22 protein-coding genes and 1 pseudogene are annotated in these 22,417 nt (G+C 53.0%); 15 read left to right on the top strand and 8 right to left on the bottom strand.

Translation table 11 applies throughout. The features are described 5' to 3' along the window. Window positions 1-97: 97 nt before the first annotated feature. From rlmN to spoVM, 7 genes are all read left to right on the top strand, one after another. On the top strand, window positions 98-1,144 hold the full coding sequence (gene rlmN, locus AB1S56_RS14495) for a 23S rRNA (adenine(2503)-C(2))-methyltransferase RlmN (protein ID WP_340871753.1): 1,047 nt from the start codon (window positions 98-100) through the stop codon (window positions 1,142-1,144). A gap of 7 nt (window positions 1,145-1,151) precedes the next feature. Next, window positions 1,152-1,934, top strand: coding sequence for a Stp1/IreP family PP2C-type Ser/Thr phosphatase (locus AB1S56_RS14490; RefSeq protein WP_340871752.1), 783 nt, complete (start codon window positions 1,152-1,154; stop codon window positions 1,932-1,934). Further along, on the top strand, window positions 1,921-4,047 hold the full coding sequence (pknB, locus tag AB1S56_RS14485; RefSeq protein WP_340871751.1) for a Stk1 family PASTA domain-containing Ser/Thr kinase: 2,127 nt from the start codon (window positions 1,921-1,923) through the stop codon (window positions 4,045-4,047). Before AB1S56_RS14490 ends, pknB begins: the two co-directional genes overlap by 14 nt. A gap of 13 nt (window positions 4,048-4,060) precedes the next feature. Beyond that, complete coding sequence (gene rsgA / locus AB1S56_RS14480) at window positions 4,061-4,969, top strand: ribosome small subunit-dependent GTPase A (protein ID WP_340871818.1); 909 nt, start codon at window positions 4,061-4,063, stop codon at window positions 4,967-4,969. A 5-nt stretch (window positions 4,970-4,974) separates the two neighbouring features. Then, on the top strand, window positions 4,975-5,619 hold the full coding sequence (rpe, locus tag AB1S56_RS14475) for a ribulose-phosphate 3-epimerase (RefSeq protein ID WP_340871750.1): 645 nt from the start codon (window positions 4,975-4,977) through the stop codon (window positions 5,617-5,619). Window positions 5,620-5,631: 12 nt separating this feature from the next. Further along, the gene (locus tag AB1S56_RS14470) at window positions 5,632-5,904 is read left to right on the top strand and encodes a hypothetical protein (protein ID WP_340871748.1); all 273 of its coding nucleotides are present in this window, start codon (window positions 5,632-5,634) and stop codon (window positions 5,902-5,904) included. A gap of 190 nt (window positions 5,905-6,094) precedes the next feature. Further along, window positions 6,095-6,175, top strand: coding sequence for a stage V sporulation protein SpoVM (gene spoVM, locus AB1S56_RS14465; RefSeq protein ID WP_040711006.1), 81 nt, complete (start codon window positions 6,095-6,097; stop codon window positions 6,173-6,175). Window positions 6,176-6,276: 101 nt separating this feature from the next. On the opposite strand, the gene rpmB is transcribed toward spoVM, so the two are convergent. Then, entirely contained in the window at window positions 6,277-6,465 is a 189-nt protein-coding gene (rpmB, locus tag AB1S56_RS14460; protein ID WP_340871747.1) for a 50S ribosomal protein L28, read from the bottom strand. A 279-nt stretch (window positions 6,466-6,744) separates the two neighbouring features. On the opposite strand from rpmB, the gene AB1S56_RS14455 reads away from it, so the two are divergent. From AB1S56_RS14455 to AB1S56_RS14435, 5 genes are all read left to right on the top strand, one after another. Then, entirely contained in the window at window positions 6,745-7,104 is a 360-nt protein-coding gene (locus tag AB1S56_RS14455) for an Asp23/Gls24 family envelope stress response protein (protein ID WP_257446528.1), read from the top strand. Window positions 7,105-7,161: 57 nt separating this feature from the next. Continuing rightward, complete coding sequence (locus AB1S56_RS14450) at window positions 7,162-8,904, top strand: DAK2 domain-containing protein (protein WP_340871814.1); 1,743 nt, start codon at window positions 7,162-7,164, stop codon at window positions 8,902-8,904. A 34-nt stretch (window positions 8,905-8,938) separates the two neighbouring features. Further along, window positions 8,939-9,793: a DegV family protein gene (locus AB1S56_RS14445; protein ID WP_340871743.1), complete on the top strand. Its 855-nt coding sequence runs from the start codon at window positions 8,939-8,941 to the stop codon at window positions 9,791-9,793. 8 nt (window positions 9,794-9,801) lie between these two features. Continuing rightward, entirely contained in the window at window positions 9,802-11,856 is a 2,055-nt protein-coding gene (gene recG, locus AB1S56_RS14440; protein WP_340871742.1) for an ATP-dependent DNA helicase RecG, read from the top strand. Between the two features lie 85 nt (window positions 11,857-11,941). Beyond that, window positions 11,942-12,229, top strand: a complete 288-nt coding sequence (locus AB1S56_RS14435; RefSeq protein WP_340871741.1) for a stage VI sporulation protein F — start codon at window positions 11,942-11,944, stop codon at window positions 12,227-12,229. A 102-nt stretch (window positions 12,230-12,331) separates the two neighbouring features. On the opposite strand, the gene AB1S56_RS14430 is transcribed toward AB1S56_RS14435, so the two are convergent. Together AB1S56_RS14430 and AB1S56_RS14425 are read right to left on the bottom strand one after the other, a co-directional pair. Beyond that, the gene (locus tag AB1S56_RS14430) at window positions 12,332-13,249 is read right to left on the bottom strand and encodes a hypothetical protein (RefSeq protein ID WP_340871740.1); all 918 of its coding nucleotides are present in this window, start codon (window positions 13,247-13,249) and stop codon (window positions 12,332-12,334) included. A gap of 77 nt (window positions 13,250-13,326) precedes the next feature. Beyond that, window positions 13,327-14,025 carry an SOS response-associated peptidase gene (locus AB1S56_RS14425; RefSeq protein ID WP_340871739.1) on the bottom strand — a complete coding sequence of 233 codons (699 nt, stop codon included), beginning with the start codon at window positions 14,023-14,025 and terminating at the stop codon, window positions 13,327-13,329. A gap of 189 nt (window positions 14,026-14,214) precedes the next feature. Between AB1S56_RS14425 and AB1S56_RS14420 the strand changes: the two genes are divergently transcribed. Beyond that, window positions 14,215-15,591 (top strand): DUF2515 domain-containing protein, encoded by a 1,377-nt coding sequence (locus AB1S56_RS14420; RefSeq protein ID WP_340871738.1) that lies wholly within the window; start codon window positions 14,215-14,217, stop codon window positions 15,589-15,591. Between the two features lie 39 nt (window positions 15,592-15,630). On the opposite strand, the gene AB1S56_RS14415 is transcribed toward AB1S56_RS14420, so the two are convergent. Further along, a complete protein-coding gene (locus tag AB1S56_RS14415) occupies window positions 15,631-16,098 on the bottom strand; it encodes a hypothetical protein (protein WP_340871736.1) in 468 nt (155 codons plus the stop codon). Then, window positions 16,095-17,354 (bottom strand): DNA polymerase IV, encoded by a 1,260-nt coding sequence (locus tag AB1S56_RS14410; RefSeq protein ID WP_340871813.1) that lies wholly within the window; start codon window positions 17,352-17,354, stop codon window positions 16,095-16,097. Before AB1S56_RS14410 ends, AB1S56_RS14415 begins: the two co-directional genes overlap by 4 nt. Window positions 17,355-18,555: 1,201 nt before the next feature. Between AB1S56_RS14410 and tnpB the strand changes: the two genes are divergently transcribed. Both tnpB and AB1S56_RS14400 read left to right on the top strand, forming a co-directional pair. Then, window positions 18,556-19,644 (top strand): IS200/IS605 family element RNA-guided endonuclease TnpB, encoded by a 1,089-nt coding sequence (tnpB, locus tag AB1S56_RS14405; RefSeq protein WP_367903471.1) that lies wholly within the window; start codon window positions 18,556-18,558, stop codon window positions 19,642-19,644. A gap of 434 nt (window positions 19,645-20,078) precedes the next feature. Further along, complete coding sequence (locus tag AB1S56_RS14400; RefSeq protein WP_340868544.1) at window positions 20,079-20,261, top strand: hypothetical protein; 183 nt, start codon at window positions 20,079-20,081, stop codon at window positions 20,259-20,261. 281 nt (window positions 20,262-20,542) lie between these two features. On the opposite strand, the gene AB1S56_RS14395 is transcribed toward AB1S56_RS14400, so the two are convergent. The 3 genes and pseudogenes from AB1S56_RS14395 to AB1S56_RS14385 all read right to left on the bottom strand — a co-directional run. Continuing rightward, entirely contained in the window at window positions 20,543-20,860 is a 318-nt protein-coding gene (locus AB1S56_RS14395) for a hypothetical protein (RefSeq protein ID WP_340868545.1), read from the bottom strand. 114 nt (window positions 20,861-20,974) lie between these two features. Then, window positions 20,975-21,451: a hypothetical protein gene (locus AB1S56_RS14390; protein ID WP_340868546.1), complete on the bottom strand. Its 477-nt coding sequence runs from the start codon at window positions 21,449-21,451 to the stop codon at window positions 20,975-20,977. 54 nt (window positions 21,452-21,505) lie between these two features. Continuing rightward, window positions 21,506-22,330 (bottom strand): annotated as a pseudogene (locus AB1S56_RS14385) (IS1595 family transposase); the annotation flags it as partial. Window positions 22,331-22,417 lie beyond the last annotated feature (87 nt).

The following is a 22,417-nucleotide window of genomic DNA, read 5'->3' as shown; positions in this document are numbered from 1 at the left end:
GGTTATGGGCGTTTGTGGTAAAATAAATCGACAGCAGCCCAGAATTAGGCATATTCTGGGGGCAGGCTGTCCTACAATAAACTACAGGTGTGATGAGATGAAACCTTTTATTTATGATTATACGCTGGACGCTCTCCGGGATTGGATGAAGGAGAACGGGGAGCCGGCGTTCCGAGCGGATCAGCTGTTCGACTGGTTATACGTGAAGCGGGTGAAGAGCTTCGAGGACATGTCGAATCTGTCCAAGTCGCTGCGCCAGAAGCTGGACGACCAGTTCCAGTTCGTGACCCTCACTGAAATTACGAAGTTCGAATCCAAGGACGGAACAGTCAAGTTTCTGTTCGGCCTGCACGACAATCATGCCATTGAGACGGTTATTATGCGCCACAATTACGGCAACAGCATCTGTGTCACGACGCAGGTTGGCTGCCGGATCGGGTGTACCTTCTGCGCGTCGACTCTGGGAGGACTCAAGCGGAATCTGACCGCCGGCGAAATCGTGGCGCAGGTCGTAACGGCCCAGCAGATGCTGGACGCGACGGGCGAGCGGGTATCCAGCATCGTCATTATGGGCTCCGGCGAGCCGTTCGAGAACTACGAGCCGACGATGGTGTTCCTGCGCAACATGATCCACGAGAAGGGCTTGAATATCGGCCAGCGCCATATTACGGTGTCGACGAGCGGCATTGTGCCCAGCATGTACAAATTCGCGGACGAGAACACCCAGATCAATCTGGCCATTTCGATCCATGCGCCGAACGACAAGCTGCGCTCCAAGCTGATGCCCGTGAATCGGCGCTTCCCGTTCGAGGACGTGATTGAGGCTTGCCGTTACTACATCGCCAAAACGGGAAGAAGAATTACGTTCGAATATGCCCTCATCGGCGGCGTGAACGATCAAGCGGAGCATGCCGAGGAGCTTGCGGGCGTGCTGAAGGACATGCTGTGCCACGTGAACCTTATTCCCGTCAATCATGTGCCGGAGCGCAATTATGTCCGTACGCCGCGTGAGGATATATTCGAATTCCAGCGGGTGCTGGAGCGTAATAAGATTAACGTGACGATCCGCAGGGAGCAGGGCCATGACATTGCCGCTGCCTGCGGACAATTAAGAGCCAAACATATGGAGTCTCAGTCGAGGTGATGAGAATTTGTTAACGGCATACCGCAGTCATATCGGACGAGTCCGGCAAATCAACGAGGACCAGTCCTGGGTGGGGGAATTACAGAACGGCGTGACGCTGGCGATAGTGGCGGACGGCATGGGCGGGCATCAAGCCGGCGATGTCGCAAGCCAGATGGCGGTGAACGCGTTCCGCGGCGCTCTGGAGAAGCATGCGGCGAAGCCGGAATTGACGGAGCAAGAGGGCAAGATGCTGATCCGTCAGGCAATCAGCGAGGCGAACGAGACAATATATGCCATGGCGTCAGGCGACGATCGCTACCACAACATGGGGACGACGATCGTCGCCGCGCTGCTTCGCGCGGGGAATGCCATTATCGGCCATGTCGGCGACAGCCGGGCCTACAAGGTGTCCAAGCGCTCAATCGATCTGCTGACGATGGACCATTCCTTGGTGAACGAGCTTGTAAGATCGGGACAATTGACGGAGGAGGAGGCGGCCCGTCACCCGAGGCGCAACGTGCTCACCCGAGCGATAGGTACCGACCCCAACGTGGACATCGACGTGCAGGCGCTGGCCTGGTCGCCGGAGGATGTTCTGATGCTCTGCAGCGACGGCTTGACGAATATGGTCAGCGAGCAGGAGATGCACGCCGTTATCGCCGGTGAGGACGATCCTACGCTGGAGAGCAAGGCGGATCACCTCATTCAGCTTGCGCTTGAAGCGGGCGGCGACGACAATATTACGATTGTTCTGCTGCAGGAGCAGGCCGGCATGAAGCGGGAGGAGGGGCATAATGATCGGACATGATTTGAGCGGCCGTTACGAAATCCTGTCGCGGATCGGCGGAGGCGGCATGGCGCTTGTCTACAAGGCGCATGACGTCCTGTTGAACCGGAAGGTTGCCGTGAAGGTGCTCCGCCAGCAGTTCGTGAACGATGAGGAATTTATTCGCAGATTCCGCAGAGAGGCTCAATCGGCCGCGGCGCTTTCCCATCCCAATGTCGTCAGCATCTATGACGTCGGCCAAGAGGATGATACCCATTACATTGTGATGGAATATGTCGAAGGCAATAATCTGAATGAAATGATACAGGAACGCGCGCCGCTTCAGGCGGACGAGGCGGTCCGCATCGCGGTGCAAATCAGCGACGCTCTGGACCACGCCCATAGCAATCACATCATACATCGCGATATTAAGCCTCATAATATATTAATTGGCAATAATGGCCGCGTGAAGGTGACGGACTTCGGCATCGCCCGCGCGGTGACTTCCTCCACGATTACACAGACGGGCTCCGTTGTAGGCTCTGTTCATTATTTTTCGCCGGAGCACGCCAAAGGCATTAACACAGGGGAGAAATCCGATCTGTATTCCCTTGGCATTGTTATGTATCAGATGCTGACGGGCAGGCTGCCATTCCTGGGGGAGAGCCCGATCAGCGTTGCGCTGAAGCATCTGCAGGAGACGTTCGAGGATCCGCGTTTTGTCAATCCTCATATTCCGCAAAGCGTGGAGAATATTATTCTGAAGGCCATGCGCAAAAATCCAAGCGAGCGTTACGCGTCCGCGCACGAGATGCTGCTGGATCTTGACACCTGCCTGCGGCCCGAGCGTCTGAATGAGCCCAAAATCTCATTTGCGGATTTTCACGATATGGAAGAGACCAGGGTGATGCCCGCCATTCGGGGCGATGCCGGCATGTCCAGCACGTCGGCGGGGCGGGAGCGCCCGGACCCCAAGGCTGCGATCGCCTCTGATACGGGCAAATGGATGGAAGAGGAGAAGAAGTCCCAAGGCTGGAAGAAACCGGTTACGATCGTTGGTGTAACCCTACTGCTCCTGGCGCTGCTCATTGCCGGATTTGTCTGGCTGCTCGACAAGCTGGATCCCGAGGAAGTGGATGTGCCTTATGTCGTAGGTTTGTCGATTGACGAAGCGTACAAGGAGCTTCAGGAGAATGGGCTGCGAGTGGAGGAGCCGCTCATACGGGAATTCAGCAAGGACGTCCCGAAGGATCATGTTATGGATCAGAACAAAAAAAATATGAAGGTCAAGGCGAATACCCATATTCAGCTGACCGTCAGCGACGGCCCTGAGCTTGCCACCGTTCGAAACTTTGTCGGGCAGCGGTTCAAGACGGTGAAGGAGGAGCTGCTGGGGCTCGGCTTCACGGAGGACCGCATCCTTGTGACGGAGGAGCATAGCGAGGAAGAGGCGGATATCATTCTGAAGCAGACGCCGGCCGACGGGGAGCAGCTGGACCCCGAGAAGGACGAGATCGCGTTTGTCGTCAGCCTCGGACGGGAGACGGTGGAGATGCCGGACCTGGTTGACGAAAGCTTGTCTACGGCGCGGAAGATGCTGAGTACGCTGGAGCTTGTTCTGGACGAAGAGGATGTGCTCTACGAGCCGAGCTATATCCATGAGAAGGACAAGGTTATCTCCGTCGACAACTTTAATGCGGGAGACCGGGTGCCGAAGGGCTCCAATATAACGCTGCGCGTAAGCTCGGGACCTCCTGCCGACGCGAAGAAATATACATTCACGGTCAAAATATCCCCAGCTGTCGCCGGGAAGTCCAGCGAAGTGAGAATCGACTATTCTGACGCCACAGGCGAGAATATTACGGGCGAGACGAGGACGATTACCGGCACGGTGGATATTCCCGTTACCGTGGTGCTGGCTCCGGACACGGTGGCAACGGTGACGGTGTACCGCGACAATCAGTTTATGGATACCAGAGAAATCAGATATGAGGATTTGAACGGCTCGGGCGGACCCGGGCTGACGATTCCAGGTGAAGAGACGCCACCGCCGTCGGACGGCGGCGGTGACGAAGGACAAGAAACGGCACAAGCGGGGGTAGACGAAGGCAATGGCGAGACTGAAGGCGAAGGCGAAGGAAGCGGCGGAGAATAAGGACGACAACCAAATGACCGGCATGATCGTCAAAGCGCTCAGCGGGTATTACTACGTAAGGGCAGAGGGCGAGGCCAGCGATTCGGCAACGGTGCAGTGCAGGGCGCGCGGCGTGTTCAAGAAGCGCGGGGAGTCGCCGCTTGTCGGCGACAAGGTGCATTACAGTCTGACGGAGAACGGGGAAGGAACAGTTACGGAGCTGTTCCCCCGAAGCTCCGAGCTGATCCGCCCTCCTGTCGCGAACGTGGATCTGGCGATTCTGGTGTTTTCGGTGACCGAGCCCGCCTTGAATCTGCAGCTGCTGGACAAGTTTCTGGTCCATATCGAGCATGCCGGCATTCCCGCCGTATTGGCCTTGAGCAAGCAGGATCTCGAAAGCGAAGGCGAAGAGACGGAGGAGGCGGCCGCTGCCGCCGCCTCCGTAACCCGCATCTACCGCAAGCTCGGCTACGAGGTCTTCGGAACAAGCTCACGCAAGCAGGCGGGCATCTCCGAGCTGAGGCAGCGGCTTCAAGGCCATCTTGCCGTATTCGCCGGCCAGTCCGGGGTAGGCAAATCCTCGCTGCTGAATGCGCTGGTGCCGGGCCTCCAGCTCGAAACCAACGCAATCAGCAATCGGCTTGGGCGAGGCAAGCATACAACAAGGCATGTAGAGCTGATCGACATCGACGGCGGTTATGTCGCCGATACGCCTGGCTTCAGCCAGCTTGACTTCGGCGAGCTTGGCGTAGAGGACTTAAGCTACTGCTTTGTGGAGATGCGGAAGCTCTCGCCGGATTGCAGGTTCCGCGGCTGCACGCACGTGCACGAGCCTGGCTGCGCCGTGCTGGACGCTTTAGAGGCCGGCGAGATTGAGCGCAGCCGTTACGACCATTACGTTTTATTTCTAGAAGAAATGAAAGATATGAAGCGGAGGTATTAATTGTAATGACCATCATTGCCCCATCCATCCTCTCGGCAGACTTTGCAAGACTGGGAGAGGAAATTCAAGCGGCGGAGCATGCCGGAGCGGACTGGATCCATGTGGATGTCATGGACGGCCATTTCGTGCCGAATTTGACATTCGGCCCTCCCGTCATCGCCGCGGTTAGATCGGCCACGAAGCTCCCGTTCGACGTGCATCTGATGATCGAGCGGCCGGAGCTGTCGCTGAACAGCTACATAGCGGCGGGCGCGGACCGGATTACCGTGCACGCTGAAGCCTGCGTTCATCTTCATCGGACGGTTCACGCCATCAAGGAGCAAGGGCTTCCCGCTGGCGTCGCCATCAATCCCGCAACACCGGTCTCCGTGCTGGAGCCCATCATTCACGAGCTTGATCTTGTCCTCATTATGACCGTCAACCCTGGCTTCGGAGGGCAATCCTTTATCCCTTATTCCTTGGTGAAGCTTCGTCAGGTGCGGGGGATGCTGGAGGAACGGGAGCTGTCGAACGTACATGTGCAGGTGGACGGCGGCGTGAACCGGGATACGGCGAAGGCCATTGTAGAGGCTGGCGCCAACGTGCTTGTCGCAGGCAACGCGGTGTTCGGAGAGCAGGATCGGGCGGCTGCCATCGCAGCGCTGCGTTAGGGGGAGCGGGCTATGAACGAGAGGATGAAGAACGCTTTTTGGGTGCTGCTGTACAGCTTGGGGGCGGGCGGCAGCCTGGCGATATTTACGCAAATTACCGGCATTACGAAATATATATTTTCGCTTCTGGCCATCTATATCGCGATCCTTTTTTTCCGTCGCTTCGAGACGACCGGCAAACGCGTTTTGTTTGTTGTGTTATCCCTGGTGCTCTGCTTTATCGTCATTCTAAGCATAACGGTCTATCTGTTCGCCCGTAATCCGGAGATGTTCCAGGGCGTTTAGGGTGTGTCTGACAAGCCTTACGTGTAGTAACTGTTCAGGGTTTCTCAGACATGCCCTGGGCTGCAGCCCCGTCTCTGCTCTTGGAGCGCTTGCAATGGAATAGGACAATGATCCTTCGCATAGGATGGTTACATGAGCGCGGGATGTGGTGACGGTCTATTTCATGAGCGTGTCTGAGGAGGGATGGGGCATGAAATTTTATACGATCAAACTGCCGAAATTTCTGGGCGGGTTTGTCAAAGCGATTTTGAATACGTTCCAAAAAAGTTAATCCCGGACTCTGCCTGCGTCCTCCGCAGGCATGCTGGTGAGCAGGCAAAAATAAAAGCACCTGAGCTTCAGGTGCTTTTGTCTATGGCTCGAAGGCCATAATTATACGCGGGTCACTTTACCGGATTTCAGAGCGCGCGCGCTTACGTATACGCGTTTCGGTTTGCCGTCGACCATAATGCGAACCTTCTGCACGTTAACGCCCCAAGAACGACGAGTTTTGTTGTTGGCGTGGGAAACGTTGTTGCCTTGACGCGGCGATTTGCCAGTCAGATAACATTTGCGGGACATGACTACACCTCCTATAAATAATTGGTGGTAACGTACGCATCTACATACCATGTAACATACACATGCATCATTAAACACACTCGAATATCGTATCATAAACGGGGCGCCTATTCAACCATATTATGCGTGTTGCCTTGCAATTTTCATCCTGTTCTGCACAGGCCAGACAACTCCTGTTCCCATTATGGGAGGTGCTGAGCGTGATTGCACTTCAATATCAGAGTTGTTTATAGTACAATGGTACATAGTCCATAATATAGAGTAAGGGAGTGTATTGCCATGTCTCTGCAGCTTAATACCGAACTAGGCGCCATACATGTAACCGACCATTGCATCGCCGTATTGGCGGGCTCTGCGGCTATGGATTGTTATGGACTCGTCGGCATGGCTTCGCGCAAAGGCTTGAAGGATGGCATTGCGGAGCTGCTCGGAAGAGAGAATATGTCCCGCGGCGTCGAGGTGCGCCGGGAGCATGATCAGCTTCATATCGACCTCCACATCATTGTAAGCTACGGAACCAAAATTTCCGAGGTGGCGCACAACATTCAATCAAAAGTAAAATATGTGCTGAACAACGTCATCGGCTTGCAGGTGGATGAAGTCCATATATTTGTACAAGACGTAAGGGTATCCAGGTAGCAGGAAGGGGAATTTTCATTGGGTAAGCGCTCAATTAACGGATCGGATTTTGCCGCAATGGCGTTGCTGGGAGCGGAGCTATTGCAGCACAATGCGGAACGCGTCAACGCACTTAACGTGTTCCCGGTGCCGGACGGCGATACAGGCACAAATATGAATTTAACGATGAGCTCCGGCATAAGGGAGCTGCGAAGCAAGCCCTCGGAGCATATTGGCAAATCAGCCGAAGCGCTGTCGAAGGGTCTGCTTATGGGTGCCAGAGGCAATTCCGGCGTTATTCTGTCGCAATTATTCCGCGGTTTCTCGAAATCGCTTTCCACGTTTTCCGAGGCGTCCCCTGTCGATTTGGCGGCTGCGCTTCAGAATGGCGTTGATATGGCATACAAGGCGGTCGTCAAGCCGGTAGAGGGCACGATTCTGACGGTTGCCAGGGAAGCGGCCAAGCATGCCGTGCAATATGCCCGGCGCGCGGCCGACGTAGCCGATCTGATGGCGGAGGTGCACCGGAAAGCGGACGAAGCGCTTCAGCGGACGCCTGATCAGCTGCCGGTTCTGAAGCAGGTCGGCGTCGTGGATTCCGGCGGCCAGGGCCTTGTGTTGATCTACGAAGGCTTTGTGCGCAGCCTGTCTGAGGGGGAGTCGAATGGCGGCTACCAAGAGCTGTATCTTCAGCCTTCAGAGGCGGCTATGCCGGATGAGGTAGCGGTTCCATCCGCACCGCGAGTGGCTGAGCGCCGCATGGAGCCAAGCTCCGCGCAAGCCCGTCTGAATACGGAGGATATTGAGTTCCTGTACGACATGGAATTTTTTATTAATCGCAAGCTTGCTGGCTCCACTGCAGTGTTTTTTGATGAATCCGCTTACAAACGTATATTGGAGAGGGATGGCGATTCCATTCTCGTTATTGCCGAGGATAACATCATCAAGGTTCACGTTCATTCCCGCAAGCCGGGCGACGTGCTCAACGCCTCGCTGCCTTACGGGGAGCTGACGGATATTCATATCCTGAATATGCGAGAGCAGCACCGCGATATTGTCGAGCATGACGAGCATTCGGCTGTCGGTCAAGCGGATCTCGCGGCAGCGGAGCTGCTGGCGGGCCAAGCGCTCAGCGGCATAGCTCCGGGCCAAGTATTCGAGCAGGCTCCATATGGCATTATTGCCGTCGCGATGGGCGAGGGCATAGCGGAGATGTTCCTTGGAAGCGACGTCGATACGGTGTTGTCCGGCGGCCAGACGATGAATCCCAGCACGGAGGACTTCCTGAAGGCGATTGAAGGTCTGTCGGCGGAGCATATCTTCCTGCTGCCAAACAACAGCAACATTATTCTTGCGGCAGAGCAGGCCGCCGAGCTTAGCGAGCGCAATATTACCGTTATTCCGACTCGCACGATTCCGCAAGGCCTTGCGGCAGTGCTTGCGTTCAAGGAGGATGAGACTCCGGAGCGCAACGCGGAGTGGATGAAGACCGCGGCGGGTCATGTCGTATCGGGACAAGTCACGAAGGCTGTTCGCGACACGTCCATCGACGGCGTCAGCATCACGGAGGGCGATTATATCGGCATCAAGGAGAAAGCGATTGTCATATCGCACGCGGATCTGCTGGAAGCCTGTCAAGGGCTCATTGCCAGTATGATGGAGAAGGGCGGCGATCTGCTCACCGTGCTGACGGGCATGGATTCCGAACCGGAGCTAACGGCCGCGGTATGCGATTGGGCCGAGACAGCTTTCCCGGAGCTGGAGATCGAAGTGCAGCCGGGCGGCCAGCCGCTTTACCCCTATTTGTTCGCGGTTGAATAGATGGGCTATATAAAGCCTTCCAGGAGGGGATAACATGGGCAAGGTACGTATTGTGACAGACAGCACTTCCGACATTCCTGCACCTGTTCGGGCGCAGCTCGGCATCGAGATGGTGCCGCTCAAGGTGCTGTTCGGTGAAGAAACTTATTTGGACTCCATTACGATCAGCACGGAGCAATTCTATGAACGGCTGCAAGCATCGCCGGTTCTGCCTACGACGTCGCAGCCGTCGCCGCTTGAATTTGCCGAGGTGTACGAGCGTCTGCTGGACGAGGACCCGGATTCGCCGATTATATCGATTCATCTGGCTTCTGTCTTAAGCGGCACACATCAGTCAGCGGTCATCGCGGAATCCATGCTGGAGCGTCCCGCGGATATTTCGATCGTGGATTCCAAATCGGCTTCCTATGGCATCGGCTTAATGGTGGTCCGCGCGGCCGAGATGGCGCAGGCCGGGAAGTCGAAGGAGCAGATTCTGAATGAGATTCAGCGCATTCAGAATGATATGGAGCTATATTTTCTGGTTGATACGCTGGAATACCTGCACAAGGGCGGGAGAATCGGGCGAGCATCGGCTCTTATCGGCTCCATTCTCAATATTAAGCCGATTCTGTCTCTGGACAAGGACGGCGGCGTCTATTCCGTAGACAAGGTTCGCGGAACGAAGAAGGCGATGGGCCGCATCGCGGAGATGCTGAAGACTTCGTTCGGCGACGCTCCCGTAGGTCTTATTGTGGCGGGTTCGGATAATAGGGAAGCGGCTGAGGAGCTCGGCGATCGGGTGAAGAGCGAGCTCAACGTCAAGGAAGTCAGCTACACAACAGTAGGCTCTGTTATTGGCGTACATACGGGTCCTGGCGTCTCCGCCGTCTTCCTGTATAGGATGTGAGCCATACCATGTTGAAGCTGGATCAAATACCGGTTAGACAGCTCAAAGGCGTGAGCGCTCTCAAGGAGGGAGAGCTTCACGCCTTTGGCGTGCGCTCTATCGCTGACCTTCTGGGCTACTTCCCGTTTCGCTACGAGGATTATCGTCTGCGTGAGCTGTCCGAGGTGAAGAACGGAGAGAAGGCGACGGTGCTGGGCATCGTGCGCGGGGCGCCGCTTCTGCAGCGCTACGGCCGCAATAAGTCGCGTCTGACCTGCAAAGTCGAGGTTGGAGGATTGCTGGTGACGGCGGTCTGGTTCAATCGGCCTTATCTTCAGGAGCAATTGACGCTGTCAAGGGAAATTATGCTGACGGGCAAGTGGGAGCAGCATCGCCTGTGGATGACGGTATCAGAGTCGGAGTTCCCTGATACGGCGAAGAATAGCAAGTCGGGCTCGCTGCAGCCCGTCTATCATGTGGGCGGCAACATTACCCAGCAATGGATTCGCAAAATGATAGCGACGGCGCTCGAGCAGTACGGAGCGATGATCGAAGAGGTGCTGCCCTACGAGCTCGTGGAGGAGCATCGGCTAATGACAAGGGCGGAGGCTTTCCGTCTGCTGCATATGCCCGGCGATTTCCGCAAAGGCCAGGAAGCGCGCAGAAGAATGGTATACGAGGAGCTGTTTCTCTTCCAGCTGAAGCTGCAGGCGTACCGTTCGCTTAATCGCGTGCGCAATGACGGCATCGCCTTCCGCATTGAAAGCGAGACGATTCGCAGCTTCGCGGCGACGCTGCCATTCGAGCTGACCGACGCGCAGAAGAAGGTCGTGAACGAAATATTGACGGATATGCGCCGAGGCTGGAGCATGAACCGTCTGGTTCAAGGCGATGTCGGCTCGGGTAAAACGGTAGTGGCCGCAATCGCGCTCTATGGCGCGGTGAAGGCCGGTCATCAAGGCGCTCTTATGGTGCCGACAGAAATATTGGCGGAGCAGCACGCCAAGTCGCTGGAGCGACTGTATGAGGGCACGGGGCTGCAGGTTGGCTTGCTGACGGGCAGCCTGACGGAGCGCAAGCGAAGGGATGTGCTGGCGGGTCTTCAGATGGGACTGATCGATGTCATTGTCGGCACGCACGCGCTTATTCAGGACGATGTATATTTCCGCAGCCTTGGGCTTGTTGTGACGGACGAGCAGCACCGGTTCGGCGTAAACCAGCGCAGCGTGCTGCGGCGCAAAGGCCCCAATCCTGACGTCCTGACCATGACGGCAACTCCGATTCCTCGTACGCTGGCCATCACGGCATTCGGCGATATGGATGTCTCTTCGATCAAGGAGTTGCCGAAGGGACGCAAGCCGATCAAGACGTATTGGGTGAAGCATGACGCGATGGAGCGCGTGCTGGGTTTCATACGCAAGGAGGCTGCCGCTGGGCGGCAAGCCTATGTCATCTGTCCCCTCATTGAGGAGTCGGACAAGCTGGACGTGCAGAACGCGATTGACCAGTATGTGCAGCTGCAGCAGGCTTGCCCTGACCTGCACGTCGGCTTGCTGCACGGCCGGCTGACGGCTTCCGAGAAGGAGGCGGTGATGTCTCAATTCGGGGCGAACGAATCTCAGGTGCTTGTGGCCACAACGGTTGTCGAGGTTGGGGTAGACGTGCCTAACGCGACGCTTATGATTATTATGGACGCGGAGCGCTTCGGCCTGTCGCAGCTGCATCAGCTGCGCGGGCGTGTAGGACGCGGGGAGCACCAATCTCATTGCATTCTCGTGGCCGATCCCAAATCGGAGAATGGACGCGAGCGGATGAAGGTCATGACCGAGACGAACGACGGCTTCGAGGTGGCGCGCCGCGATCTGGAGCTTCGCGGTCCAGGCGACTTCTTCGGCACGAAGCAAAGCGGCCTGCCCGAGTTCCGCGTAGCGGACATGGTTGCGGATTACGACACCCTGGAGCTGGCCCGCGAAGATGCGGGGCGTCTGGCGGACAAGGAGGATTTCTGGACGAATCCTTCCTTCTCGAAGCTGTGGGCTATGCTGCGGGATGATCCCTTATTTCAAGGGGAACAGCTCGATTAAGCAAGATTTGCCCCTCTTCGGCATATAGTTAGTGCATAGAAGCAGTTAGTGCATTGCAGGATTGCCGAAGGAGGTGCATCATCCCATGGGCTACCAGAACTACGGCATCAAGCCGCAGCTGGTCGAACGCGTCAAGACGAAGCTGAAAAATCCCAATGTCAAGGATAAGATTCGTCAGCTGCTCTCTCATGTAACGAAATTTGATCTGCAGGATCGTGCCAAGGTTCGAAAGCTGGTGAAATCCGCCGCTGTCATATTGCATGAGAAGCTGTCGGACGTGCAAGAGGAGCAGATCGTCAATTTCGTATTGGCTCAAAAGATTGACCCCAACAATACCTTCCATCTGTTGAAGCTATGGGGCATGTTTCGCTGACCTTCGGGTCAGCGATTTTTTTGTATGATAGTCATTCTAAATAATAAAAAGCCTCTAAAGGGCTGTTTGTTAAGGGGAAAGCTCTCTGTGTAATTTTTGGGATCAGTCAATGGGTTTCCTTTTAAGATGGCAAAAATCAAATAAAGCATAAAATATTTGCAAACTACGATACGGAGAGGCAGGTCCCTCTTTTTCTAAAAGTATATCTAATGCAAGGGATGCCTCTCGATGCAGCTTACCACTGTAACCGTCTTGTTCCCCGCCTTCAACACCATTTTCAAGTGCATGTGCAAAAGCAAAACACCTGTTGCGCTTTGTCTCCGTAGGCTTGTCAATGGAGTTACGCCAAGCCCATAAAATTGCAAGGGCATTAAAGTAGCGGGAATGATACATTTGGAAAAACTCTGAGTCGTATGACACAAAACCCTCCTTCTCCAGGTTGACAACAATATCATCTGCGATAAAAGCAAAGCCTCTGCCATTGGCCAAATCATATCCCATTAGATTTCTAATCGTAGGATAATGAAGCAAAATGCGATTCTCGAAATAGGAGTCTCGATTATCGTAGTCGTAGGTCCAGAATTCCTTATCCGCCAAAGTCGCATGTTTAGAGAGAAATAGCTGTTCTGTAATGATTTTATCTTGTTTCACATCTGGAAAAATAACAAGCTCTCTAGACTTCTTGTTAAGCCTTTCTTCTAAGAAAGCGTCCCAGTAGCCAGTGTCATCATCAATTCGAAGCCGTTTTAATAAAGGTTTGATTGCGAAGAAAAATTCGGAAATTTGATGATGTATTTCGACAGGCGAATACACTGTCTTGGTAACGCCAGAAAATCTCAGTTTCTGATCAAAGGCTATTACAATGGATTCACATTGACGGTGAGGCGTAACAACAATGAAGTCTAGGGCATTGCGCTCAATCTTCCAACCATATGAAAGTGCAAATTCTCGCACCTTTTCAATTATGGCAGGAACATGAACAGTTGAATGAGCTATACCTTGATACGCTATTGATGTCATTTGACACTCCCCATATCCATTTACTCGTTATCAGCCGAATTCTGGCGTTCGCTTCCTTCACAGAATTCAAGCAAGAGCTACCACAGACCAAGCTGTTCAGCGGGCGGCTGGCAGGCAATCAGCGATTCGTCGTCATTGCGCACGTTGCCCACGGCGGCGCTGACCGGATAGACCTCCATCTCCTCAGGGGGCAGCGGCTCCAGCATCGACAGAAGGGATGGAACGCTCTGCTGCTCTCGGCTGAGCCATGCGGCTTCATGCTGGGGTCTCAATATAACGGGCATTCGGTCATGAACCGGGGCGACAAGCTCATTCGGCCTCGTCGTCAGCACGGTGCATGTGCTGAGCTTCTCGCCGCTGGGCGATACCCACGTTTCGTACAGGCCTGCCAAGCTGAAGAGGTCTCTCGTCTTGAGCGTAAAGCGCATCGGCTGCTTCCCTCCCTGAACGGCTTTCCATTCATAGAAGCCATCTGCCGGGAGGATACATCTCTTCCGCTGGAGAGGGACCTTGAACGCAGGCTTCTCGGCTGCCGTCTCGGATCTGGCGTTAATCATCATATAGCCGATCTTGGGATCGTCAGCCCACGGCGGCACAAGCCCCCACTTGAGCTCTCCCAGACGGTTTTTTCCGTTGCTGCCGCTTATGACAGCCAGCACCTGCTGGCCGGGGGCGACGTTATATTTGGGGCGATGAAAGGGCACATTCGTCTCCTCGATCATGTATCGCAGCATCAATTCCTCCAGCGTCACGGTCACCGTATATCGTCCGCACATCCAGGCCTTTGCCCCTTTCCTCAAGTTTGTAACCATTATAACTTTCTCATCCGCGCGAAGCGAGAGGCAAGCGATATGGCTGCGGCATACGGTACGGTATGGCGCCTGTGAAGGTCTGCTTCGTATGACGGACTTGTCATTTGCAAATAATGGTAAGCATGCGGGTGTCAGGTGAAAGGGGGAGCAACAATGACAGAAGATAACGCGGATGATCGGCCCAAAGGGGAGGAGCGCTCCGGGCTTGGGGGATGGTTCAGTCATTTGCTGGCGCTGCCCGGCGAGGCGCTGGCCTATGCGACGGGAAAATGGAAGGCGATGAACGCGTCCCATGACATGCTGGAGAAAGCGGAGCCCCTGTCGCTCCCGGACGGGTCCGTTGTGAAGCTGAAGGAGGCTTGGCTGAAGCTTGAGGCAGTCTCCGCTGATGATGCAGACACTTCCGCCCCAGCTTCAGGCGAGCCTGAGGCTCCAGCCTGGTCGCCGGACGAGCGGATGCTGATTGAGCGGATTCGTAAAGATACCGCCGAAGCGAATCGCAACAATGTGACGCGGACGGAAGCGTATCGGAACGTATATTTTCACTCGCCGGAGCTGCACTGGGCATTGCTCGCGCATCTGGTGTCGCGCAACGGCGGCTGGAACATGACGGACCTGCAAGGGGAATGGCTCCCGAGGCTTCTTGCGGATCATCAGCGGCGGGATGTGTTCCTGTTCCTGGAACGGGCCAACAGTCTTATATTTGCAGACGCTTATCCACAGCTGCTGCTTTACCAGTGGAGCCGGAGCCTGGGCCGCAGTCTGTTTCATTTGCTGCCGGCCTTCGGCGTGTCGCGGTTTATGACGCCTGTGTGGAAGCAGTTCTGGAGAGAACGGGATTCCGCCCTGCTGACGACATCCCTGATTGTGAACGAACAGCATTTCATCGAGGGGCGCGTTGTCCAGAGCCCGTATTTCGACCAGCGGGTCCTGCACACACTCTTCTTCGGCCTGCAGTCGCTCCTGCAGCTGAACGGCGTCTTCTTCCCTTATGGGAGCGAGGATAAGGAGCACGGCGGATGCGGAGAGCTGCGTCTGGCCGGTCTGATTCTGGAGAGCTTCCGCGATCTGGAGGAGCGAATTGAATTCGGCAAGCGGCTGTATGCCATGCTGTTCGGCGTGCCGGCGGTATTCGAAGGGGCTAGAAGCTTCGCTGCCGCGGTGAAGCATACCGGCTCGCGCAGCGATTATGCGCCGCATCTGTTCGAGGGCGTTCGTCGTGGAGCGCCGAAGCGCGTCTACGAAGAGAAGCTGCTTGGCGGCCGGCTGAAGCCCGGCGCTGATCGGATCTACAGCCCGCTGCTTCCATCAGCGTGGAAGGATCACCCCATGGACCCGGTCGAGCCTGGGGATTGGTTCCAGAAGGTTGACCAGGTGGCCCGCTATTTCCGCGAGCTGCCGCTTCCCCGAAGCTTTGAGATTACGAATGAATATGGTCTGATGCTCAGCAAGCTGGAGCTTGCAGTTCTTGCCTCTCAGCGGGGCGAGAAGCCCGGAGAGGGATGGGAGGCGGGCGATGGGAGGGTGTGAGCGATGCAGCAGCTTGCTTGCAGAAGCGCGGGCTTCTGATCATCTCTCGCCAAACCGTTGGCCAATCTCAGAGGTATAACGAGTCATGCGTTGGATGATTTCGGTGCGAAGCGTCTCTTTGACGATTCCGAATTTGTCCTCGTATCCTCTGCAGAAGTAGCGATAGTACAGAATGCCGTCGTTTGTCTCGTCTTCAACCACTTTAATGTTTCTGGATTTCAGCTCGCGCTTCAGGGAATAGAAGTCGTTGGATGCCTTGAACAGCAAATATTCGAGACATCTCATAAGGACGCCTTTCAAGGTAATATGAACGAGTTCCACGTCCTCCTGGCTCTTCTGAATCATATGAATGATATGGGGGTAGGTAATGAAATCTCGAACCATCTCCAGCTCTTCCTTGGTCGGCCGTCCCGTCAGCTTCGGCTGACTCCGGTTATCATATTGTTGCTGATGCTCCGTCATTAGCATCTTGCCTCCCCATCGGTTATTACCATCTAATTTGCTCATTTGTAATGGCCTCCGATCTGCGTAGCTCGCTCACGGGCAATCCCGGCTTCCAGCAGAGACGATGCTCGCAGTATCGCGGTATCGCCGTAACGATCCTTAATTCCATCCATTGCGCGCTCCAGGTCATACGTCTTGGCGCGATCTGTGAACAGGTCCAGATACTGCACATCATCTCTGACGAGCTGTGTGAGCGCAATCGTTATATAGCTCACTGGCATCCCTCTCCAGTGCTCGTTAAACAGGCGCAGAACCGCTGCTTGCAGCTCACGCGTCAGATTGGTCGGATACGGCAAAGTCAGCTGACGGCCAAAGGTATGGGCGTGCAGCCCGTCTGTTTCTCCCAGGCCCAGCGAGACAACCCTTCCCTGAATGCCGATACGGCGGGCGCGGCGGCAAACCTCCGCGCATAATTCCAGAATGACAACCTCAATATCGGCTTTTCTCGTGTAGAGCGAAGCGCGAAGCGCCTTCCCGTGGCTCACGGATTGGAGCGCCCCTCTAATGGAGGGCATAACGGGACTTGGATCGATGCCCCGGGCGGTCTGCCAATAATATTCGGCCTGGATGTCCGATTGCTTGCCCATCATGCGCCGCATTAATCGCTTGAAATCCGGCAATTCCATCCGGGCGATATCGCCAATTGTCTGAATGCCCCACATCAAGAACCGTCTGGTCATCCTGGAGGCCACCATAAACATCTTCTGGATAGGCAGCGGCCATAGCTCCTGCTCGATATTGCTGTAGTCCAGCCGGTATATGCCGTCGGGATGCCGCTTGGCGAAATTGTCCGTTGCGGTTTTGGCCAGCACCTTGGTGGGGCCTATTCCAACGCGGCTCCAGACGCCCGTCGACAGCATGACTCGCTGTTGAATCTGGCGCGCCACCTCTTCGGCAGAGCCGAACATATTGGCGCTTCCCGTCACGTCCAGAAACTGCTCATCGATGCTGTAGGGCTCCACGAGAGGGGTGATGGCTTCATAAATTTCCGTAATTAAAAGCGATACCGTAATATAGCGCTGCATCCGCGGCTTAATAATGACGAGGTCCTTGCATGCCGCTTGCGCTTCAAATACGCGGCTAGCCGTTGTCACGCCATGGGCCTTCGCTATTGGACATGCTGCCAATATGATACCGCTGCGACGCTCCGGATCCCCCACAGCTACCGGCATATCCTTGAATTCGGGATGCGCCGCCTTCTCGACGGACGCATAGAAGGATTGCCCGTCGACCAGCAGAATGGAGCGTTCAGAAGACATAGCTGCCCAGGGGCCCGCCGGCAGACGCAGGCGCTGCTCGGAATCCATACGGCACGCGCTTGGCCGCAGGGTATGCATGTGCATGGAAGATGCCGTTTCTGTGCTGCAGGGCACGGATTACACGCTGACTGACATGCTGCTCTTGATGACCCGGGCGGGCGATCATCGCTCTTCGGACAATCCATTGATCGGTTGACATCCTTCATCACTCCTCAGAACATTTGTTCTTATTTAATATTAATACGAACAATTGTTCCCGCGCAAGGGGTGTTTTATACAAAAGTTATGTTTGGGAATCATTACATCTTCAGCACGCTTGTCCGGGTATAACTGCAATGCACAAGGGGAAATTACCGCTATCGCGCTGAATCCAGATCAGTTAAACAGAAGAATGCTCACGACGAGTGAAGCCTGCGAATGCGCAGCCCTGTATGCCCGTATGGAAGCACGGCTTTCCAGCCGATTCATGCTCGACATGCAGAAAGTACAGTTATTTTGGTGAAAGGTTCCTTGTGGCCAACGATAACTGCAAAAGGTACATGTAAATACATGGATTTTGGGGGAATGAGCCCTTTGACCCCAATATACCTGCAGGTTCTGCAGGTAATCTCCTTGAAATGTTGATGGGGCTTCCAAATAACTGCAGGTTCTGCAGGCCATTCTTATATTCGGCTAGTAGCTATGACGATCCGAAAGAACGTCAACACGTTACAGGAATCCCCGCAACAAGGTTGCCGGGAGTATTTTGGTGCAGCTGTAATGCTGAGCTCGAATGGCGGGCGCAGCAATATCTCCGAAAAGGAGCTTTGGGGGCATTGGGACATGGATGTGATTAATGGTGAGGTTTTGTGAATGATGCCGTCCATCCGCAGAGGAGGGGAGTTAAAATGTATCAGAGATATAGGTTGCAAAACAAAGGCGAGTTTCGGGCAGATGAGGAATGGTATACATGAGATGATTAACGGTGAAAAGAAACTGCCTGATCAAGTATTCAGGCCATGCTTTAACCATTTTTTCTTTTATAATTTTGATTTATCATAGACACCGAGAATACCCCTGCCTCTAAGCCACCTTACTCACGAAGTGAGAGCGTAGCCAGGGGATGAATCGGGAATTTTGTTTGTGGATAAATGCGAACATTTGTGCTATAATTGGAATAAGTTACATTCATCTCTTTTGCAGCGAGGTGACGAATCAGACGATGCTCCAGCATAAAGCCTTCAAATTTCGGATCTATCCTAGTCATGTACAAATCATGCAATTGCGCAAAACATTGGGTTGCTGCCGTTTTGTGTTCAACCACCTCCTAGCAAAATGGAGGCATACCTATCAGGTTACAGGCAAAGGTTTGTCTTATAACGCCTGTGCATCTCAGCTTCCTGACATGAAGCGCGAGTGGTCTTGGTTGAAAGAAGTGGACAGCATTGCCTTACAGTCGGCTGTGCGAAACTTGGCTGACGGATATCAGCGCCACTTCAACAAGCAGAATTATCTACCTCGCTTCAAGAGTCGCAAGCATCCCGTACAAAGCTATACGACGCGATATACGAACGGGAACATTGCTGTGAAGGAAAACCGTCTGCAACTTCCCAAGCTAGGCTGGGTACCCTATGCCAAGTCAAGAGAGATCGAAGGCCGGATCCTATCCGCTACCGTACGACTAGCCCCAAGCGGCAAATGGTTTGTATCGTTGGTATGCGAGGTCGACATCCAGCCTCTTCCTTTAACTGACCGCATACTCGGTATTGACGTGGGTATCAAGTATCTTGCCGTGCCTTCGGAAGGTCCTGCAATGGATAATCCAAGATATACGTTGCGATATGAACGGCTGCTCACGAAATGGCAGCGCATCCTTGCAAGAAGGAAACAAGGCGGAAGTAACTGGTCTAAAGCGAAAAGAAAAGTCGCCCTCATCCATGAAAGGATTCGAAATAGCCGATTAGACGCGATGCATAAGCAGACTACGAAATGGATCCGTGAAAACCAAACGATCTGTCTCGAGGACTTACGTATTGCAAACATGATGAAACAACGACACCTCGCCAAACACATAGCAGATGCATCCTGGGGCGAAATGAGCCGTCAACTGCATTACAAAGCCAAGTGGTATGGGCGAACGATCAAGGAAACACCGGTATTTGCGCCAACGAGCCAAACCTGTCACGTCTGTGGGTACAAGCAAGCAGAAGTGAGGGATTTGAGCGTGCGGGGATGGACATGTGTATCTTGCCAAACGCCACATGACCGAGATTGGAATGCGGCACAAAACATAAAGGCCATGGCCCAGTAACGAATAAAATAGGAACTGTGGGAACCACAGGGATCGCTTGGTGTACGATATTTCAAAAAAATATCGCTACGACTTTGCTCCATGAGGAGCAACAACCCAAGAATCCTCCACCTCTTAGGTGGCGGGAGTGTTCAATTGGGACAGATGATTTCTGGGAGAGTCTTGTGATTCTGGCTGGAGAATCTAAAGATGACCACGTGCTTGTAGCCGTTGTTGACCCCGATCCGGAACATTATTATTTCAAAGAATTCGGATATTACAATTGGATTAATCTCCCGATTCATTTGAGCGGTGGTCAATATTGGGATGCCATCAATGAAGAGCCGGATGACAGTCCTGCTGATTCCATTTTTGTAAATTCGTACATCATCGTGTGGACCTCGAGCTCTAAAAATTGGGCTGTGCTAGGCGATAGAAACTCAGGAGTATGCATCTTGGCGACGAAAGGTCTACAGTGCAGTATATTTATTCAGAACAAGCTTGGCGATCCGGAGAAAGCGGAAGCCTTGCTGGAGAAGGGCGATGCGGACCTAGTGGCCGTGGGGACGAGCGCACTCGTCAACCCGGATTGGGCGAACAAAGTGCGGGAGGGCGATCCATTGAAGCCATTCATTTGACCATTCCTATTTGCACCCAATGGCGACGTTGCGGGAAGACGAGGTTGCTGCAACGGTATAAGGAAGACGTAACGTCTATGATTGTTCTTCACACTGTGCGGCATGACGCGAATACGCCAATCGTGACGGCGCTGATGCCAAAGCCATACCGTACCGTTGCATAGCGCCATCGGGACTGTCATGATGTATCTCTTCGAGCAGCTCCTATCGCTAGATGGGGGCTATTTCGTCACTCAAAATGAAAACCACATGAAGCTGTTACACTTGCGCGTGGCCCGTGTTTAGATCTGAAATTGTTGTTCATCAAAAACTTTCAATACACAGACTCTTAATTGGGAAATTACATCCATAATATCTTGATCATATTGCATATATTTCGCCTCAAAAACCATTGTGCTAAATAAATAAAACAATTTACCTGCAAATGTGCGAGATATATGATCTTGATCCTTTATTATAGCTTTGAATTCATCAAGTTGATTAATTAATTGATCAATCATACTATTACTGATAGATTTCTCTGTCCTTAGTTGAACAATGATGTTTTTTATAATCGAATCCATTTCTTTCTCCAATACGCTCAACTTATCATTATTCATTTGGCTATGTTAAACTCCAATGTTGATTTTTAAGAATAAGAAAACCACCTTGGTTGAAAGGCGGTTTATTGAACAATAGTACCCATTCAGGATGAACAGGCTTACTTGAAACGTTTAATTTACTTTGATAACAAATGCATAAAAGGCACTCCCACGGGATACGTTTGCTTCTTTTTCATCCATCCACCACGTTCCATAGGAATAATAATATATTCCTTCTTGTACTGGTGCATTAAAACCATTATTATTCAACGCAACTTCAGATTGTTTGTTTTCATTAAATTGTTCGAGATGAAATTTGTTTGGTTTTGGTTGATATTCCATCACGAAATTAATTTCATCGCCAGGATTTACAGTAATCGGATTTTTGTCTTTTAGCGTTTCAGTTGGACCCGCTGTATCCACACATCTACTTGTCCAGCAATATGAGCCAAGTTTTGTTTCGTACAGTTGATTTCCAATCTGAATCATGGCTTTTGGAGGTTCATCTCCCGTGATGCTTTTGTTTTCTGGTTCTTCGGTGAGTTTACCATTGTTCGTACAACCTATTAGAATTAATAGCAAAAAAATAGAAATCGACCATATTTTCATTATCATCCCTCCATGTAACTTAATATCCATAATGGATTAATAATAGCCGAAAGCTTAACAAGAATAAGCAGAAAGCCGAAGCTTTTTATTCGTGTCATTAACAGTAAACAAGCACGATTGGACCAACATATTCTTCTTATTTGATGAAGTATTCTCATATTCCTTGCTGTCTATATAACGGAACCAAGCTAAATAATGTTGCAAATATTTGGTTGCAACACCATTGAAGCGGTCCATCCATTTCTTCAAACGACTATGATAGCTGTTTACGTTTTGGATGTGGTAAACGCCCTTCACCCGTTGTTTCCCATCGGACTTGAATCGGTAATGAGCTAAGCCTTTTGCATTCGCATAAGAGCTAAATGCCCGCCAAGCATCCGTACAAAGCACGTTCGAATCGGATAAATAACTGCCAATCGCCTCATCTAATTTCGTTGTCTGAATGCGACCACGTCCAAGAACGCCAGAGTAGGTCATCTTCTGACGGTCACGGGCGACAAGGACACATACTTGTTCCTTACTGATGCCACGATACTTGGCTTTGCCGCCTCGTTTGCGGGGTTTACGGTCAGCAATCTTCCGCTTGCCTTTTTCTGAGTATAGAAAGTAGGTCTCGTCCATTTCAACGATGTCCTGGAATGCTTCAGTTGGAACCTGCTTCAAGGCAGAAAGAATCTTATGTCGCCAGTAAAACAAGGTGACATGTGTGACTTCATTGTGTAATTGCTCGGCACATTTTCTGAGTGAATAGCCCTCAATCATGCATGCGATGAATCGAACCCACACGTGGGGTCTTCTGGTTCGTTGAAGAGGAGTGTTTGTGAGTTCGTTGAAGGTTTGTTGGCAGGTTTTACAACGGTAACGCTGACGTTTGACTTCTCCGCACGCGTTTTTACTAGAGGCGGGTTGCTTCGTATATAGCTGAGATTGAGCTTGATCGCATAAATGAAGACACCCGGCCCCTGA

Source organism: Paenibacillus sp. PL2-23, from assembly GCF_040834005.1.
Classification (GTDB): domain Bacteria; phylum Bacillota; class Bacilli; order Paenibacillales; family Paenibacillaceae; genus Pristimantibacillus.
The sequence above is the reverse complement of the archived record's forward strand: the minus strand, read 5'-3'. Positions and strand labels throughout refer to the sequence as shown.

Excerpts from the sequence above, each read along its gene's own strand:
- rlmN (WP_340871753.1), top strand. The coding sequence starts at position 98 with ATGAAACCTTTTATTTATGATTATACGCTGGACGCTCTCCGGGATTGG.
- pknB (WP_340871751.1), top strand. The coding sequence starts at position 1,921 with ATGATCGGACATGATTTGAGCGGCCGTTACGAAATCCTGTCGCGGATC.
- rsgA (WP_340871818.1), top strand. The coding sequence starts at position 4,061 with ATGACCGGCATGATCGTCAAAGCGCTCAGCGGGTATTACTACGTAAGG.
- rpe (WP_340871750.1), top strand. The coding sequence starts at position 4,975 with ATGACCATCATTGCCCCATCCATCCTCTCGGCAGACTTTGCAAGACTG.
- AB1S56_RS14470 (WP_340871748.1), top strand. The coding sequence starts at position 5,632 with ATGAACGAGAGGATGAAGAACGCTTTTTGGGTGCTGCTGTACAGCTTG.
- spoVM (WP_040711006.1), top strand. The coding sequence starts at position 6,095 with ATGAAATTTTATACGATCAAACTGCCGAAATTTCTGGGCGGGTTTGTC.
- rpmB (WP_340871747.1), bottom strand. The coding sequence starts at position 6,465 with ATGTCCCGCAAATGTTATCTGACTGGCAAATCGCCGCGTCAAGGCAAC.
- AB1S56_RS14455 (WP_257446528.1), top strand. The coding sequence starts at position 6,745 with ATGTCTCTGCAGCTTAATACCGAACTAGGCGCCATACATGTAACCGAC.
- AB1S56_RS14450 (WP_340871814.1), top strand. The coding sequence starts at position 7,162 with ATGGCGTTGCTGGGAGCGGAGCTATTGCAGCACAATGCGGAACGCGTC.
- AB1S56_RS14445 (WP_340871743.1), top strand. The coding sequence starts at position 8,939 with ATGGGCAAGGTACGTATTGTGACAGACAGCACTTCCGACATTCCTGCA.
- recG (WP_340871742.1), top strand. The coding sequence starts at position 9,802 with ATGTTGAAGCTGGATCAAATACCGGTTAGACAGCTCAAAGGCGTGAGC.
- AB1S56_RS14435 (WP_340871741.1), top strand. The coding sequence starts at position 11,942 with ATGGGCTACCAGAACTACGGCATCAAGCCGCAGCTGGTCGAACGCGTC.
- AB1S56_RS14430 (WP_340871740.1), bottom strand. The coding sequence starts at position 13,249 with ATGACATCAATAGCGTATCAAGGTATAGCTCATTCAACTGTTCATGTT.
- AB1S56_RS14425 (WP_340871739.1), bottom strand. The coding sequence starts at position 14,025 with ATGTGCGGACGATATACGGTGACCGTGACGCTGGAGGAATTGATGCTG.
- AB1S56_RS14420 (WP_340871738.1), top strand. The coding sequence starts at position 14,215 with ATGACAGAAGATAACGCGGATGATCGGCCCAAAGGGGAGGAGCGCTCC.
- AB1S56_RS14415 (WP_340871736.1), bottom strand. The coding sequence starts at position 16,098 with ATGAGCAAATTAGATGGTAATAACCGATGGGGAGGCAAGATGCTAATG.
- AB1S56_RS14410 (WP_340871813.1), bottom strand. The coding sequence starts at position 17,354 with ATGTCTTCTGAACGCTCCATTCTGCTGGTCGACGGGCAATCCTTCTAT.
- tnpB (WP_367903471.1), top strand. The coding sequence starts at position 18,556 with ATGCTCCAGCATAAAGCCTTCAAATTTCGGATCTATCCTAGTCATGTA.
- AB1S56_RS14395 (WP_340868545.1), bottom strand. The coding sequence starts at position 20,860 with ATGAATAATGATAAGTTGAGCGTATTGGAGAAAGAAATGGATTCGATT.
- AB1S56_RS14390 (WP_340868546.1), bottom strand. The coding sequence starts at position 21,451 with ATGAAAATATGGTCGATTTCTATTTTTTTGCTATTAATTCTAATAGGT.